Raw genomic sequence first — 14,490 nt, forward strand, 5'->3', positions numbered from 1 at the left:
GTCAGTCGAATTCGGGGTCGGTGTTACGGCTGCGCTTGATCTCGTAGAAGTACGGGAACTTCGCCATGGCGACGGCGCCGTCGAAGATGCGGGCGGCCTCCTCGCCCCGCGGGATGCGGGTCATCACCGGGCCGAAGAACGCCACGCCGTCGATGTGGATCGTGGGCGTGCCCACCTCGTCGCCGACCGGGTCCATGCCCTCGTGGTGCATCCGGCGCAGGGCCTCGTCGTACTCGTCGGTGCCGGCGGCGTCGGCCAGTTCGACCGGCAGCCCGACCTCGGCGAGCGCCTCCTTGGCCACCACCCCGTAGTCCTTGTTGTCCTGGTTGTGGATGCGGGTGCCCATCGCGGTGTACAGGTCGCGCAGCACGCCCTCGCCGTGGTGCTGCGCGGCGGCGATGCACACCCGGACCGGGCCGCGCCACCTGGGCACCGCCTCGCGGTAGAAGTCGGACAGGTCCTTCTTGTTCTCGTTCAGCACGGAAAGGCTCATCACCCGGAACCGCAGGTCGATGTCGCGCTGCTTCTCGACCTCCAGGATCCACCGCGAGGTGACCCAGGCGAAGGGGCAGACGGGGTCGAAGTAGAAGTCCACTCGGGGACGGCTGTCCGCCCCGGCCTGGTCGGCGGCGCTGTCGATGTCGCTCATGAAACTCTCCTGACGAGATGGGGTCGGGGGATCGGGGGGCCGGTTTCGCGAGCGTATCCAATGGCAGGAGGGCCACGACACCGGACTCGACCCCTCAAACCACCGGCGGTTTCCCCTGATTACCGGGCAACCGCTGGCGTTCCTGCCTGCCGGGCTCTCTAGTGTGTCCGTATGGCTGACATCCACGACAAGGCGGCGGCCCTGCGGGCGCTCCACGTGCCCGGCGACCCCGTCGTGCTGCCCAACGCCTGGGACGCCGCGTCGGCGCGCGCCGTCGAGGCGGCGGGATTCCCCGCCGTCGCCACCGGAAGCGCCGCCGTCGCCGCCGTCCTGGGCTACGAGGACGGGCACGACACGCCGGTGGACGAGATGTTCGCGGCCGTGGCCCGCATCACCCGGACCGTGACGGTCCCCGTCACCGCCGACGTCGAGCGCGGCTACGGCCTTGAGCCCGCCGAACTCGTCGAACGGCTCGCCGCCGCGGGCGCCGTGGGCTGCAACCTGGAGGACTCCGACCCGGCGACCGGAGCGCTGATCGACCCCGGTGAGCAGGCGGACTTCCTGGCCGCCGTACGGGCGGCGGCGGCCGAGGCCGGAACCGGCCTCGTGATCAACGCCCGCGTGGACACCTTCATCCACGGCTCGGGGACCCCAGGCGAGAGGCTCGCGGAGGCGCTCGACCGGGGCGGCCGCTACCTCAAGGCGGGCGCCGACTGCGTCTACCCCATCCTCGCGAGCGACCCCGAGGTGATCGGCACGCTCGCCCGGGAGATCGGCGGCCCGATCAACGTGCTGTTCCGGCCCGGCGTGCCGGCCATCCGCGACCTCGCGGCCCTCGGCGTCGCCAGAGTCAGCTTCGGTCCCGGCATCCACCGCGCCGCCCAGGCGTTCACGGCCCGCATGCTCGACACGATCGCCCGGGGAGACGACCCCTTCCCGACCGCCTGACCACGCCCTCGCTACCTGATTCGTCCGCAGCGCTCCGGCCTTCAGGCCGGGGGTGAAGCGGACTCTCCCGCGTAGCGGTGCAGGGAAACTGGTGAACACCGGATGCCGGAACTTGGTGACGAAAACCAAATGGGCGTGCAGGACGAAAACGCAGTGCCTGCTTGTTTTAACGCTCCGTACTCGCCGATCAACCAATGGTAAAACCATACTGTGCAGCTCCGGTACAACTTCCGCCTCTACCCGACGCCGGGCCAGCGTGCCGCGCTGGCACGGGCGTTCGGGTGCGCGCGGGTGGTCTTCAACGATGGGCTGCGCGCACGGCAGGACGCTCGGGAACAAGGCGTGCCGTACATCGCGGATGGGGAGTTGTCCAAGCGGGTCATCACGCAGGCGAAGAAGACCCCGGATCGCGCCTGGCTGGGCGAGGTGTCCGCCGTGGTGCTCCAGCAGGCGCTGGTGGATCTGAACACTGCCTACCGAAACTTCTTCGCCTCGGTCACCGGTAAGCGGAAGGGGCCGAAGATCGCCCCGCCCCGCTTCCGATCCCGCAAGGACAACCGGCAGGCGATCCGCTTCACCCGCAACGCCCGCTTCTCCATCACGCCCGGCGGAAAGCTGCGCCTGCCGAAGATCGGTGAGGTTCCGGTCCGCTGGTCACGGGACCTGCCCGCCGAACCGTCCAGTGTGACGGTGGTCAAGGACGCGGCCGGCAGGTACTTCGCCTCGTTCGTCGTCGCAACTAGCGATGTCCCGCTCCCGGAGTCGGCCGCCGAAGTGGGGATTGACCTGGGCCTGTCCCACTTCGCGGTCACCTCCGACGGTCGGAAGGTGGACAACCCGCGTTTCCTCCGCAGAGCCGAGCGACGTCTGCGCAAGGCGCAGCAGGATCTCAGCCGGAAGGCCAAGGGATCGAACAACCGCAAGAAAGCCGTCGTGAAGGTAGCCAAGGCGCATGCCCGTGTGGCCGACACGCGCCGCGACTGGGCGCACAAGCTCTCCACCCAGATCGTCCGCGATAACCAAGCGGTGTACGTGGAGAACCTTGCCGTGTCCGGCCTCGGCCGTACCCGCCTCGCGAAGTCCGTCCATGACGCGGGCTGGTCATCCTTCGTCGGCATGCTGGAGTACAAGGCGGCCCGGTACGGCCGCCACTTCACCAAGATCGACCGATGGTTCCCCTCGTCCAAGCTCTGCTGGGAGTGTGGGGCACTGGCCGAGTCGATGCCGTTGAACGTCCGGTCGTGGGAGTGCCCGTGCGGGGCGATTCACGACCGGGACGTCAACGCGGCCCGTAACATCCTGGCCGCCGGACGGGCGGACAGGCTAAACGCCTGCGGAGGGACCGTAAGACCCGCCGCTTAGCGGAGGGCAGGACCTGATGAAACAGGAAGCCACAGAGGTGCCGCACGCGCGGCACGGGCTGAATCCCCAGCCTTAGGCTGGGGAGCGCGTCAAACCTCGCCGTACGACCAGCCCGACCAGCGATCGACCCGGACGAGGATCGCGGGCCCGGCCGGGGGACGCTCGCGATACCGGGCGTACCTGCGCACCAGCCACGCCACGGCCCGCTCACGCTCGTCGCCGCCCTCCACGACGTGGGCGTGCCCGTCGGCGCGCACCCACCACAGCCGTTCCCAGTCGTCCTCGTAGTGGTCGGCCAGCAGGCAGACGCGGGGATTGTCGCGGATGTCGCGCAGCCGCCGCAGGTCGGTGGTGGCCTTCGGCTTGTGGTCCACCGCCGTCACCACGGTGCCCTTCTCGCCGTCGGGCAGCACGGCGAACGTGACGGGGACGAGCCGCGGCGCGCCCTCGGCTCCCGCCGTCGCGAGGCGGGCCACCCGGGCCGCCTCGAACAGCTCCCGCGCCCGCCCCTCGGGCATTCTCACCGGCCCAGCCTACGCAGCGTGAGCCCCCCGGTCGCGCCCCGGGCGCGCTTGATCGTCTTTGTACGGCGGCCTATGGTGTCCGCCATGGAGGCATCTGAGTTACTCGAGCGAGCCCGCTCGCGCGCATCCGACCCCGAAGACCCCCTGGAAGTCCTGTCCGCCGCGATCGCCCTGTGCCGGGAACTGCCCGGCGAACCGGGCGGCGAGGTGGACGCCCTGCTCGACCTCGCGGTGCGCCGGGCCCGTGAGGCCGGCACGTCCTGGACCGCCATCGGTGAGCGGTTCTGGTACATCAGGCGGAGCACGCGCAGGCGTTTCACGCCCGCCTTCGCCCACCGGCACCTGGTCAACCGCCGCATGAAGCGCGACGCCGCCTGCTCCTTCTGCCGCAGGCCACCGGGCCCGCGCGTCCACATGGTCCACGGCGAGGGCGGGCGCATCTGCGACCGCTGCGTGGCACTGGCCGGAGACATCGTCGCCGGGCTGGCCCGCCGCGGCCGTTGACGCAGGTCAGGTGACGGTGAGCCGCCGCGCGTAGCGCTCGTCCCGCCACAGCTCCTCGCCGAGCACCTCGGCCAGCGCCGTCGCCGCGTCGTACACATCGACGTAGCGCAGGTACAGCGGGGCGAAGCCGAACCTGACGAAGTCCGGCTCGCGGTAGTCGCCCACCACCCCCCGGTCCGCGAGTGCGCGCACCACGGGGTAACCCTGCGGGTGAAGGTAGCTGACCTGGCTTCCCCGCCGCTCCGGGTCGCGCGGGGTGGCCAGGGTCAGCCCGAGCCCGGGATCGACGAGATCGTCGAGCAGATCGATGAACAGCGAGGTCAGGGCCACGCTCTTGGCTCTGACCTCGCTCAGGTCCACCCGCTCCCAGATGTCGAGGGACGCGTTCAGCGCGGCGTACGACAGGATGGGCGGGCTGCCCGTGGCGAAACGGCGCACACCGGGCGCGGGGCGGTAGTGCGGTTCGAAGTCGAAGGGCGCGGCGTGGCCGTGCCAGCCCGACAGCACGTTGTGGACGGCGTCCTGGTGGCGCGGCGCGACGTACAGGTAGGCGGGGGCGCCGGGCCCGCCGTTCAGGTACTTGTAGGTGCAGCCGACGGCGAAGTCCGCCTCGCCCACCCGCACGGGCAGCGCACCGGCGCTGTGGCACAGGTCCCAGACCATGAGCGCGCCGGCCGCCCGGACCAGCTCCGTCACCGCCGCCATGTCTCTGGCCGCGCCGGTCCGGTAGTCCACGTGCGACAGCAGCACGAGCGCGACGTCCTCGCCGAGGGCGTCCTCCAGCGAACGGCCGGTCTCGCCGATGTCCCGGATCTCGTACGCGCCGAGCGCCCGGGCGGCGCCCTCCACGACGTACCGGTCCGTGGGGAAGTTGTCGAGATCGGAGACGATCACACGACGGCCGGGCCGCAGCGGAAGGGCGGCGGTCACCACCTTGAAGATGTTCACCGAGGTGGAGTCGCCGGCCAGCACGTCGCCGGGGCGTGCGCCGATCAGCGGCGCGATGCGGTCGCCGGTGCTCTGCGGCATGTCCCACCAGCCGGCGGTGTTCCAGCTCGCCCCGAGATGCACCCCCCATTCGGTCTCGACCGTGTGGGCCACCCGTTCCGGCGTACGCCTGGGCAGCGCGCCGAGCGAGTTGCCCAGCAGGTAGACGACCCCCGGAGGCAGCGAGAACTCGTCCCGGAACCCCCCGAGCGGGTCCTTGGCGTCGAGGTCCTGGCATTCGGCACGGCTGAGAACCATCGGCAACTCCTTCGTCACCGCATTATGTACCGAAATATCCGATCTTGTCGTGATGGCGATGACGGAGCGTTCCCGGTGCCGGCAATACCGGAGGGGACCGTTCCACGGTAGCGGACGGCTATAACCCCCAGAGATCGCCACACCGGCACGATCAGCTCAAAGTAAGCACAAGACGCACCCAAGACTCTGTGCGATCGTGGACAAGACGGGGCAAGTTCTCTGGAGACGCCAAACCCCCGTTGGTGACAGAGGGTGATCAAACGTGACGGAAAGCCCGGTGCATCACGAGTCCCCGATCTATCGCCGCATCGCCGATCGGCTGCGCGATCAGATCCTGTCCGGAGCGCTCGGTGATGGGGATCGGCTACCGGGCGAAAACGCGCTCATGAAAGAGCACGGCGTCGCACGGGCCACGGCACGGCAGGCGCTCGCCGTGCTGATCAACGAAGGGCTGGCCGTGCCGAAGCGGGGATCGGGCGTGTACGTGCGCCTGTTTCGCCCCATCCGCCGCCACGGATCCCGCCGGCTCTCCCGGGAGCAGTGGGCCCAGGGCCTGGCCATCTGGGACTCCGACACCCGGGGGCGGTCGTACGTCGTGGACGAGGTGACCATCCTGCGCGAGCCGGCGAGCGAGCAGGTCGCCCGCGTGCTTGGCACTGGCGAGGTGTGGGTGCGCCGGCGCCGCTACTCGGTGGACGGCCGTCCGGTGCAGCTCGCGGCCTCCCACTTTCCCGCCGATCTCGTGGAGGGCACGGCGGTCGTCCTGCCCGACACGGGTCCCGGCGGGGTGTACGCCCGGCTGGGCGAGCTCGGCCGGCCTCCCGTCCACTTCAGCGAGGAGGTGCGGGCGCGGATGCCGCTGCCCGGGGAGGCCGAGTCGCTGAACCTTCCGGCCGGCACGCCGGTGATCTCCGTCACCCGGGTGGCCTTCGCGGAAGGGGGCGTGCCGGTCGAGGTCAACGAGATGATCCTGGACGCGGCGTCGTATGTACTCCAGTACGACTTCGACGCCTAGGTCAAGAGGCAACGTTGACCTGACCGTCCCGATCATTGATTTCTCTAGAGATGTCCCGCACCTTGAGGAGGAGACGTCAAGAACACCGGGCATACGGCGAGGGAAGGTGTACGGATGTCCTTGGACCGACGCCTCGCCGAGATCGCCCGGGAGTTCCCGGAGTGGACGATCTGGCGGAGTGACGCGGGCCGGTGGTGGGCGACCCGGCACCACCCGCTCACCTCGGCGCAGCGGACGGCGGGATGCGCGATGACCATCGACGCCGACGAACCCGACGGACTGCGTGAGCTGTTGCGCGAGCAGGAGGCCCGCGCCGCCGATCCATGAGCGCGGAAGCCCCCGACCCGATCGGGGGCGGGGGCTTCCGCTACCAGTCATCACCCGCTCCGTCCGAAGGCGGGCCAGTCTGAGGGCGAAGCAGTGCGATCTCGAAGCCTCGCACCGGCCCGGCACCCCGGCGCGGCACGCCGCGCGTGAAGCACCACGCCGGGCTCAGTTGTTGGCCACCGACTCCCCGTCCGGCAGGGCACGCCGCACGCGGCCGAGGTTGACGTCGGTGTCCTCGGGAGACGGCGTCGCGTCGTGGCCGTTCTCGTGGCGTCCGTCGTCCACGATCAGGACCGCGTCGTCCTCGTCTCCCTCGATCCGGCCCCGGCCGGCGGCGTCATGCGCCTCGTGCCCGGACGGCGCGGCCTCCAGGGCCTGCCTCGGGTCCTCCTCGACCGGCTCGTGCGGCAGACCGTGCTGCTGGTCGTGCTGCAGATCGTGCTGCTGGCCGTACTGCTGGTCCGGCGCGCCCGCGGCGATGGCGTGCACCTGCGGCGCGGGCGGCAGCACGGCGGCCTCGTCGATCAGCGGGCCGGCCGCGGCCTCGCGGTGCATCAGGTCGCCGAGCACCGAGCCGATCTCGTTGAGCCTGCGTACGACCTCCGCGTGGGTGTCGGTGAGGTAGGCCACCCGGCGGCCGGTGTGCTCGTCCAGCGCGTTCACCCGCTGCTGCGCCGCCGCGAGCATGGCCTCGGCCTGCCCGCGCGCCTCGACGAGCAGCCGCTCCGCCTCCATCCGGGCGACGGTGAGCTGCCGCTCCCCCTCGGCGCGGGCGGAGCGCAGGGTCTCCTCCGCCTCCGCGCGGGCCGTGCCCAGCGTCTCCTCCGCGTCCGCGCCCGCCTGCGCCAGCAGCCGCTCCGCCGTGGCGGTGGCGTCGGCGACACGGCGCTCGGCCTCCTCCTGGGCGGCGGCCCTGATCGCGTCGGCCTGCTCACGCGCGGACGTCACCAGCCGTTCGGCCTCGGCCGCCGAGGTCTCGCGCAGCATCCTGGCCTCCGCCTCGGACGCCTCCTTGTTGGCCGCCGCCTCCTCCTGCGCCAGCTTGAGTATCTGGCTCAGCCGTTCCCCCAGCTCGTCGGGGTTCTGCGGCGACTCCGCCATCCTCCGCCGCGCCTCGGCCAGCTCCAGGCGGCTCTGCTCCGCCTGGTCGATCGTGCGTGCGAGCCGTTCCTCCAGGTCCCGGATCTGGTTGCGGGTCCGGACCATGTAGTCGTGGACCTGCCTGCGGCTGTACCCACGCATCACGACTTCGAAGGAGTCGTCACTCATCAGGTCGGGGAAGTTGTCGGTCTGATTCGTCATGAGAAACCCTGGGGTTGGAGATAACGACGGTAACGCAGCCAGGACACGACTTTCCTGCTATCCGTCGCACATCGCAACCTGAACGCCTCAGGCTGCCGGCGAAACCGGAGGCCGCGCCGAGCCCGGCACGGGGCTCATGGGATCATGGTGCCATGCCGTACATCGCCGACCTGGACGACGACGCCACGCCGATCATCCATCCCGAGGCATGGGTGGCCCCGGGGGCGGTGGTCGTCGGGAGGGTGCGGCTCGGACGCGGCGCGAACGTCTGGTACGGCTGCGTGCTGCGCGGCGACGACGAGCGCATCGAGGTCGGCGACGAGGTCAACATCCAGGACCTGTGCTGCCTGCACGCCGATCCCGGCGAGCCGGCGATCCTGGAAGACCGGGTGAGCCTCGGCCACCGGGCGATGGTGCACGGCGCGCACGTCGAGACCGGCGCCCTCGTGGGCATCGGGGCGGTCGTGCTCGGCGGAGCGGTCGTCGGGGCCGGGTCCCTGATCGCGGCCGGGGCCGTCGTGCCGCCCGGCCGTCGCGTCCCGGCCGGCGTGCTGGTCGCGGGCGTGCCGGGGAAGGTCGTCCGTGAGCTCACCGACGACGACCGCGCCTCCTTCGCGCGTACGCCGGACAACTACCTCGCCAAGGCCCGCCGTCACGCCGCGGCCTCGGTTCGGTCCCGATGAGCGTGCCGGCCAGCGCCAGGTGGTCCGACAGCTCCGGGTCGGTCCTGATGACCTCGGCTCCGCCCGGGCGGTAGTCGGCCTCGGTCGCGAAGATGTAGTCGATCTTCCGGCCGCCGCGCGTGGTGGGCTCGCCGCCCCGCCGCGCGACCCCGCACGATTCGGCGTCGACCTCGGTGTAGCCGCCGTCGCCCAGGCCCATGCCGTACACGTCGGTGAGCTGGTCGTGGCCGGGCTCGCGGTTGAAGTCGCCGGTGAGGATCACGGGGGCGTTCCGGGCGTACGCCGACACCAGCCCGGTGACCTGCCGCGGGGTCTCGGTGTCGGAGATGTGGGTCACGCAGCAGACCGAGCGGCGGGGGCCGACCCGGCCGGTGGCGCACAGCAGGCCGCGCGGGTGGATCGTCTCGCCGGGCACGGCCGGGGCGTGGTCGGCGCGCAACAGCCGCCGCAGCGGCGGGCCTTCGGCGCCGTTCTTCAACGCCAGCGCCATGCCGAAGGTCTTACCGTCCGGCGGGGCCGTGTCCGGCGTGAGGTCGCTCCACAGCGTGCGGCAGCGGTCCTCGCGACCCGGCCCGCCGCCCTTGGCGTACCCGTACCAGACCAGGCGATAGCCGGGCAGCTCACGCCGGAGCAGGCCCACCTGGGCGTAGCACATCTCGGTGAACGAGGCGACGTCCACGTCTCTCGACCGGATCAGTGCGGAGACCTGTCCGGCCCAGGTCCTGCGGCGCTGGGGCGTGAGGTCGCGTACGCAGGTGCCGGCGCTGTTGCCCGCCGCGCAGACGTTGTAAGTGAGGACGTTCACCCGGTAGGTGTCGGCCGCCGATGGAAGACCGGCCACCACAAGCGCAACGACCGCCACTCCTGCGACAAATGCCCCCATATGTGGCGAAGCTAGTCAGAGGTGGATCAACCAATCCAGGCGCCTGTGGTGAAATTTCCGACATTGATTGCCCACACCGGCGCGGCGACCGCGAGGTAGGCCATCATGACCCAGGGCCTTCGGCTGCCGACGACGCCGACGGAGATGTAGAGCGGCCACCACAGCAGCGACGCCCGGCCCACGGACATGTAGAACGACGACATCGCCAGCAGCGCCACCGCCTGCGGCGCCAGATAGGCGACGTCGGGCCAGTTGCGCCGGACCAGCCGCGCGATGATCAGCAGGACCAGCACGAGCGCCGACAGGATCTCCTCGCGGTACGACGTCGCCAGGACGGGCTCGTTGAGCGACCTGTGCCAGGTGTCGATGAACACGTTCCAGGGCGCCACGGGATAGCGGCCCCAATACTGCGCCTCCGCCGCCTTCCAGGCCATCAGGTCGCCGGTGCGGTGCCAGAGATAGATCATGTAGGCCAGCACCGGCACCCCCGGCAGCACCAGCCACGGCGCGTTCCGCCATCCCCTCGGGGCACGCAGCCCGTCGCGCGAGACGAGGAACTGCACGAGCAGGCCGAAGGCGAGGAAGAGCCCGGTGATCCGGATGGACGACGCGAATGCGGCGCACACGGCGGCGGCCTCCCACCGGCCCCGGCGCGCCAGCAGCCACGCGGGGATGGCCAGCGCGAGGAACAGCGCCTCCGTGTAGCCGGCGAGCAGGAACACGGCGAACGGGCTGAGTAAGAACGCCAGCACGGCCCAGGGGCCGCTGCCCTCCCGGTACGACTCGCTCAGCCGCGACAGCGCCACCGCCACGACCGCGCTCGCGACGAGCGAGATCAGGACGAGGGCGAGCCTCAGGTCCGGGATGACCAGGTGCAGGGAGCGCAGCAGCAGCGGCAGGCCCGGGAAGAACGCGACGAGCCGCGGCGCGTCCGGGTCGTCCGGCCGGCCGTCGTAGCCGTACTTCGCGATGTCCATGAAGTTGTAGGAGTCATACCGGTTGAACCGGTCGAGGATCGCGTCCTCCGTACGGCCAGGCGCCGCGAGGATCAGGTAGATGTACGACGCGACCTGCCAGAAGAACCAGATGAGCAGGGCCGTGCGGTCGGGCGAGTGGCTGAGCCACCACATCGCCAAGCGTCTCCGGCCCGAGTGCGGCTCCGTCTGCTCGCCGCTCGCCGTGTCGCCAGAGGTGTCCACGGGCGCCATCTTCTCCGATGCCTCGTCCGCACCCCGCTCGCGGGCGGCCCCGGCCTGCTGGATCTCCGTCACGAGCACCTATGGAATACGCCACGGCAGCCCGTGCCAAGTGGCCGGCGCGTCCCGAGATACCCCCCAACCCGGAGAAATACGCATATGCACTGCTCAGCGCCACGCGACGCGTGAAACTTTCACCAACGGTCTCACCGCACCATGCCTGCGTGCCAGGCGCTCCCGCCGCCTCCGGGACCGGCGAGCTACCATCGGATCCAGCGAGGGGACCACCGGAGTTCGTCCCGGCATACGTGTGCCCCGGAGGGGCATCGGTCAATGCCTGGCCGCCGTCCACCCGGGTCGCCTCGACCGGGATGAGCGAGAAGCCGTCCTCTCCGGAGGCCGGAGGAGTCACTGCCGCGTGTACTGGGACGGGTTCACGACGATGGAGCGCGACGTGCGCGCCGTCGTCGGCGACCCCCGGTGGACGCTGCTCCCCCCGGTCACCCGGGCGCACACCCTGGCCCAGCGGGCGCTGGTCACGCCGGACGGCGCCCGGTGGCTGTTCGGCGCGCACGCCCGCTGGTATCGCCTCGACCGCGTCGACGGCCGCTGGCACCTGTCAGCGCCCCCGCTGCATCCGGCCGTCCGCTCCGGCGCACGGCCGAGCCCTCCGGGCGTGGCGATCCCGCCCGCGCTGATCCCCGCGGGTCCCGACTTCGCGTACGACCGCGGGTCCACGCAGGCGTTCGTCGGCCCGGACGTCCCGCACGAGATCACCGAACGGCTCCGTGCCCTGCTGCTCGCCCACCGCGGGCTGCGCCGGGAGGACTTCCCCCTCGGCGGCAGCGTCTACCAGCAGGTCTTCGCCCGCGACGTGGCCTCCACGGTGGCCGCCGTGTGGGGCACGATCATGTGGTGCGCCTACGCGCCCGCCTTCGACGGCAACGAGGTCATGCTGTCGATGTTCGGCGAGTTCCTGGCCCGGCCCCTGCCCGGGGACGACTGGGTGCGCTGGCTGCCCATGGGTTCGCTCGACGCGCTCGTGGCCCTGTACACCGAGCGGATGCGCTCCGGCGCGCGGGAGGCGGGCCTGCGCCTGGCCGGGCTGATGGCCGAGGCCGCCACCGTGCTGCGCGCCGACCCCCGGTTCCGGCCGCGCGCCGACGCGCTGATCGCGATGGCCGAGCCGCTGCTCGGCAGCCCCTGGCTGGACCAGCACGCCATGCCCGGCGGCGCCGTACGGCAGGCCTGGCTGGCGCGCTGCCCGCCGCACCTCGTCCCGGCCACGCTTTCCGAATGGGCGCCGGGCGAGCACTTCCGGCACACCCTGTACGACCTGGTCGAGGCCCTGGGCTACACGGCCGCGCGCGGGATGGATCCGCGGGCCGTGGCGGCCTCGCTGCTCGCCGCCGACGTGGCGGGCGTGTGCGGCGTGTCCGAGCCCGCCTGGGCGGCGCCGGGCAGCTCACGCACCGCGCAGGTGGTCACCGCGCTCTATCCGTGGATGGACGACGAACTCCGGCAGGCCCTCTATCTCGCGCTCGCCGAGCCCGCCCACCCGCTGCGGGGCTGCTGGCCGGCCGGCGGGGAACTGCCGCCCGGGCTGGTCCCGCCCGACCGCGGGACGGCCGCCGCCCTGCTCGGCTCCGCGTACGCGACCGGCCTGGCCTGGTGCGCCCTGACCGGCACACCCGCGCCGCCCGAGGGCTTCGCGGTATGCTCCGCGGTCGTCAAGTGCCTGATCCACCAGCGGGACGACCCGCGCCCGCAGGAGGTGGCGGAGCGGCGCAAGCCCGACCTGGACGAGTCCGGTGGGTGGCTGTTCGAAACATCCAATTCGGATATTTCGTCCTTACCTCCGCTTTAGCAATCCCTTCCCCCCATGACCGTCTTTTTCATCGAATTGTGATCTCGGTATCGGGGAAATGGTCCCGGAGGGACGAGGGGTGCGGGTCGGAATGGTCACGATGGGCCATGTCGCGGCAAGGTACCCGGACGTAACCTCGTGATGGGTGTGGGCTGCGGAAGGAAGGACGACGCGGTGGGGCACGACGACCTGGACTCTCGGGTCCACGACCGTGTCGCGTTGGACGAAATCGCGCTCTACGCCGAGGTGCTGGAGGCCGTGAACATCACGGAGAACCGACTGACCTTGGAAGAGCTCGACAACGCGCTCGGATTGCGGACTTCGGCGAGCCGCTGAAGACACTGAGAGCACGGACCGTCCCGGGCATCTGGTGGCCCGGGACGGTTGCTCACCCGGGATGATCCGTCCGGCCGCCCTGGCGGGCGATCGTCACCAGGCCGTCACGAACGGGTCGCCACGAAATGGCGGTCACGAACAGGCGGTGACGAACCGGAGTCACGACCTGACGAGCCGGGCGATGGCCGCAGAGGCCTCCTTCACCTTCTCGCCGGCCTCCGGGCCTCCACTCTTGACCGCGTCGGCGACGCAGTGGGCGATGTGGTCCTCCAGCAGGCCGAGCGCCACCGCCTGGAGGGCGCGGGTGGCCGCCGAGACCTGAGTGAGGATGTCGATGCAGTAGGCCTCCTCGTCCACCATCCGCTGCAGCCCGCGGATCTGTCCCTCGATCCGGCGCAGGCGGGTGAGGTAGGCCTGCTTGTCCCCGCTGTACCCGTGCATCCTTCAACGATACCCGTTACCGGTATTCAGCGTCGCCGTTCCGATACTCCGGGTAGGACACGCGGGGTCCCGGGAATGCATGCGTGGACGGGCTCGTAGCGGCGCGGGAGTCGCGGATGGGAACCCAGGATGTCCTCCGTACGCTGCCGGTCGCCGCCATGGCGGCGGTGGTGGTGCTCGACCTGCTCGCCGGGCCGTCCCTGGGCCTGCTGCCGTTACTGACCCTCGGGCCCGCGCTGGCCGCGGTGGTGGGGGGAGTGCGCCACACGGCGTTGGCCGGGGTGGCCGCGCTCGTCCTGTCCGTGCCGCTGGCCTACCACGACCACCTGCTCGGCCGCCCGCAGATCATCGTCACGCTGGTCGCGATCGTCGGTGTCACCGCGGCCGCCATGCTGGCGTGCCGGCTCCGGGCAGAGGGCGAGCGGAAGCTGGCGGACGTCCGTCTCGTCGCCGAGGCGGTCCAGCGCGTGCTGCTGCACCCGGTGCCCCGCCGCGCGGGCGACCTGCGCATCGCCCTGTCCTACATGTCCGCCGCCGTGGACGCCCGCATCGGCGGGGACCTGTACGACATCGCCAGGGCGCCGGGGGGCGTCCGGCTGATCGTCGGCGACGTGCAGGGCAAGGGCCTGGGCGCGGTGGAGACGGCGGCCTCGGTGCTCGGCGCCTTCCGGGAGGCCGCCTACGACGAACCGTCGCTCGCCGATGTCGGCCGGCGCCTGGAGGAGCACCTCGCGCTGCGGCTCGGCGGGGAGAAGTTCGTCACCGCCGTGCTCGCGGAGGTGCGCGAGGACGAGATCTGCCTGATCAACTACGGCCACCCGCCGCCTCTGCTGATCACGGGCGACGGCCGTCTCCATCGTCTCGAACCGCGAGAGGAGGCGCCGCCGCTCGGCCTGGTCGCGCTCTCCGCCACCGGCCCCGAGCCGTACGGATGCGCGTTCCGCGGGGGCGACCAGATCCTCTTCTACACCGACGGCGTGATCGAGGCGCGCGACCGGGGCGGGGCCTTCTATCCACTGGAGGACCGGGTGCTCCGCCTGCTCCGGGCCGGCGATCCGCAGGATGCCCTCGACCTGCTGGAACGCGACCTGGTCGCGCACGTCGGCGGACCCGTCCCCGACGACGCCGCCATGCTGCTCGTCCGCAGGGAACGACCCTGACGGTCTGGACCAGGCATCATTTGCCATGTGCAATCATTGACGGACAGC

The 14,490-nt window shown here is 71.2% G+C and carries 16 protein-coding genes; 9 read left to right on the forward strand and 7 right to left on the reverse strand.

The window, feature by feature from the left end; genetic code table 11:
• Position 1 precedes the first annotated feature (1 nt).
• Positions 2-649 carry a mycothiol-dependent nitroreductase Rv2466c family protein gene (locus tag Msi02_RS23390; RefSeq protein WP_079314370.1) on the reverse strand — a complete coding sequence of 216 codons (648 nt, stop codon included), beginning with the start codon at positions 647-649 and terminating at the stop codon, positions 2-4.
• A gap of 171 nt (positions 650-820) precedes the next feature.
• Here Msi02_RS23390 and Msi02_RS23395 point away from each other — a divergent pair, with 171 nt between their 5' ends.
• Both Msi02_RS23395 and Msi02_RS23400 read left to right on the forward strand, forming a co-directional pair.
• Entirely contained in the window at positions 821-1,597 is a 777-nt protein-coding gene (locus tag Msi02_RS23395) for an isocitrate lyase/PEP mutase family protein (RefSeq protein WP_204050261.1), read from the forward strand.
• Between the two features lie 210 nt (positions 1,598-1,807).
• Entirely contained in the window at positions 1,808-2,959 is a 1,152-nt protein-coding gene (locus Msi02_RS23400) for an RNA-guided endonuclease InsQ/TnpB family protein (RefSeq protein WP_204050262.1), read from the forward strand.
• A gap of 89 nt (positions 2,960-3,048) precedes the next feature.
• Here the strand turns inward: Msi02_RS23400 and Msi02_RS23405 are convergent, their stop codons facing one another.
• Positions 3,049-3,477 (reverse strand): TIGR03668 family PPOX class F420-dependent oxidoreductase, encoded by a 429-nt coding sequence (locus tag Msi02_RS23405; RefSeq protein WP_204050300.1) that lies wholly within the window; start codon positions 3,475-3,477, stop codon positions 3,049-3,051.
• 90 nt (positions 3,478-3,567) lie between these two features.
• Between Msi02_RS23405 and Msi02_RS23410 the strand changes: the two genes are divergently transcribed.
• A complete protein-coding gene (locus Msi02_RS23410; protein ID WP_204050263.1) occupies positions 3,568-3,987 on the forward strand; it encodes a ClpX C4-type zinc finger protein in 420 nt (139 codons plus the stop codon).
• 6 nt (positions 3,988-3,993) lie between these two features.
• On the opposite strand, the gene kynU is transcribed toward Msi02_RS23410, so the two are convergent.
• The gene (gene kynU / locus Msi02_RS23415) at positions 3,994-5,232 is read right to left on the reverse strand and encodes a kynureninase (protein WP_204050264.1); all 1,239 of its coding nucleotides are present in this window, start codon (positions 5,230-5,232) and stop codon (positions 3,994-3,996) included.
• Between the two features lie 262 nt (positions 5,233-5,494).
• Between kynU and Msi02_RS23420 the strand changes: the two genes are divergently transcribed.
• Both Msi02_RS23420 and Msi02_RS23425 read left to right on the forward strand, forming a co-directional pair.
• Positions 5,495-6,247: a GntR family transcriptional regulator gene (locus Msi02_RS23420; RefSeq protein WP_079314366.1), complete on the forward strand. Its 753-nt coding sequence runs from the start codon at positions 5,495-5,497 to the stop codon at positions 6,245-6,247.
• A 114-nt stretch (positions 6,248-6,361) separates the two neighbouring features.
• Positions 6,362-6,574: a hypothetical protein gene (locus Msi02_RS23425; protein ID WP_079314365.1), complete on the forward strand. Its 213-nt coding sequence runs from the start codon at positions 6,362-6,364 to the stop codon at positions 6,572-6,574.
• 165 nt (positions 6,575-6,739) lie between these two features.
• Here Msi02_RS23425 and Msi02_RS23430 read toward each other — a convergent pair whose 3' ends face one another.
• Positions 6,740-7,876, reverse strand: coding sequence for a coiled-coil domain-containing protein (locus Msi02_RS23430; RefSeq protein WP_204050265.1), 1,137 nt, complete (start codon positions 7,874-7,876; stop codon positions 6,740-6,742).
• 152 nt (positions 7,877-8,028) lie between these two features.
• On the opposite strand from Msi02_RS23430, the gene Msi02_RS23435 reads away from it, so the two are divergent.
• Positions 8,029-8,559 carry a gamma carbonic anhydrase family protein gene (locus Msi02_RS23435; protein WP_204050266.1) on the forward strand — a complete coding sequence of 177 codons (531 nt, stop codon included), beginning with the start codon at positions 8,029-8,031 and terminating at the stop codon, positions 8,557-8,559.
• Here Msi02_RS23435 and Msi02_RS23440 read toward each other — a convergent pair.
• A complete protein-coding gene (locus Msi02_RS23440; protein ID WP_204050267.1) occupies positions 8,465-9,442 on the reverse strand; it encodes an endonuclease/exonuclease/phosphatase family protein in 978 nt (325 codons plus the stop codon). The two genes, Msi02_RS23435 and Msi02_RS23440, sit on opposite strands and share 95 nt — an antisense overlap.
• Positions 9,443-9,468: 26 nt before the next feature.
• Positions 9,469-10,713 (reverse strand): mannosyltransferase family protein, encoded by a 1,245-nt coding sequence (locus Msi02_RS23445; protein ID WP_204050268.1) that lies wholly within the window; start codon positions 10,711-10,713, stop codon positions 9,469-9,471.
• 343 nt (positions 10,714-11,056) lie between these two features.
• On the opposite strand from Msi02_RS23445, the gene Msi02_RS23450 reads away from it, so the two are divergent.
• On the forward strand, positions 11,057-12,505 hold the full coding sequence (locus Msi02_RS23450) for a hypothetical protein (protein WP_204050269.1): 1,449 nt from the start codon (positions 11,057-11,059) through the stop codon (positions 12,503-12,505).
• Between the two features lie 174 nt (positions 12,506-12,679).
• Complete coding sequence (locus Msi02_RS23455) at positions 12,680-12,841, forward strand: hypothetical protein (protein ID WP_167538777.1); 162 nt, start codon at positions 12,680-12,682, stop codon at positions 12,839-12,841.
• A gap of 159 nt (positions 12,842-13,000) precedes the next feature.
• Here the strand turns inward: Msi02_RS23455 and Msi02_RS23460 are convergent, their stop codons facing one another.
• Entirely contained in the window at positions 13,001-13,282 is a 282-nt protein-coding gene (locus Msi02_RS23460; RefSeq protein ID WP_079314359.1) for a metal-sensitive transcriptional regulator, read from the reverse strand.
• 116 nt (positions 13,283-13,398) lie between these two features.
• Here Msi02_RS23460 and Msi02_RS23465 point away from each other — a divergent pair, with 116 nt between their 5' ends.
• A complete protein-coding gene (locus Msi02_RS23465; RefSeq protein WP_204050270.1) occupies positions 13,399-14,442 on the forward strand; it encodes a PP2C family protein-serine/threonine phosphatase in 1,044 nt (347 codons plus the stop codon).
• Positions 14,443-14,490 lie beyond the last annotated feature (48 nt).

Origin of the sequence: Microbispora siamensis (genome assembly GCF_016863095.1) — a bacterium.
Lineage (GTDB): Bacteria > Actinomycetota > Actinomycetes > Streptosporangiales > Streptosporangiaceae > Microbispora > Microbispora siamensis.

Excerpts from the sequence above, each read along its gene's own strand:
- Msi02_RS23440 (WP_204050267.1), bottom strand. The coding sequence starts at position 9,442 with ATGGGGGCATTTGTCGCAGGAGTGGCGGTCGTTGCGCTTGTGGTGGCC.
- Msi02_RS23430 (WP_204050265.1), bottom strand. The coding sequence starts at position 7,876 with ATGACGAATCAGACCGACAACTTCCCCGACCTGATGAGTGACGACTCC.
- kynU (WP_204050264.1), bottom strand. The coding sequence starts at position 5,232 with ATGGTTCTCAGCCGTGCCGAATGCCAGGACCTCGACGCCAAGGACCCG.
- Msi02_RS23395 (WP_204050261.1), top strand. The coding sequence starts at position 821 with ATGGCTGACATCCACGACAAGGCGGCGGCCCTGCGGGCGCTCCACGTG.
- Msi02_RS23460 (WP_079314359.1), bottom strand. The coding sequence starts at position 13,282 with ATGCACGGGTACAGCGGGGACAAGCAGGCCTACCTCACCCGCCTGCGC.
- Msi02_RS23435 (WP_204050266.1), top strand. The coding sequence starts at position 8,029 with ATGCCGTACATCGCCGACCTGGACGACGACGCCACGCCGATCATCCAT.
- Msi02_RS23425 (WP_079314365.1), top strand. The coding sequence starts at position 6,362 with ATGTCCTTGGACCGACGCCTCGCCGAGATCGCCCGGGAGTTCCCGGAG.
- Msi02_RS23410 (WP_204050263.1), top strand. The coding sequence starts at position 3,568 with ATGGAGGCATCTGAGTTACTCGAGCGAGCCCGCTCGCGCGCATCCGAC.
- Msi02_RS23465 (WP_204050270.1), top strand. The coding sequence starts at position 13,399 with ATGGGAACCCAGGATGTCCTCCGTACGCTGCCGGTCGCCGCCATGGCG.
- Msi02_RS23390 (WP_079314370.1), bottom strand. The coding sequence starts at position 649 with ATGAGCGACATCGACAGCGCCGCCGACCAGGCCGGGGCGGACAGCCGT.
- Msi02_RS23405 (WP_204050300.1), bottom strand. The coding sequence starts at position 3,477 with ATGCCCGAGGGGCGGGCGCGGGAGCTGTTCGAGGCGGCCCGGGTGGCC.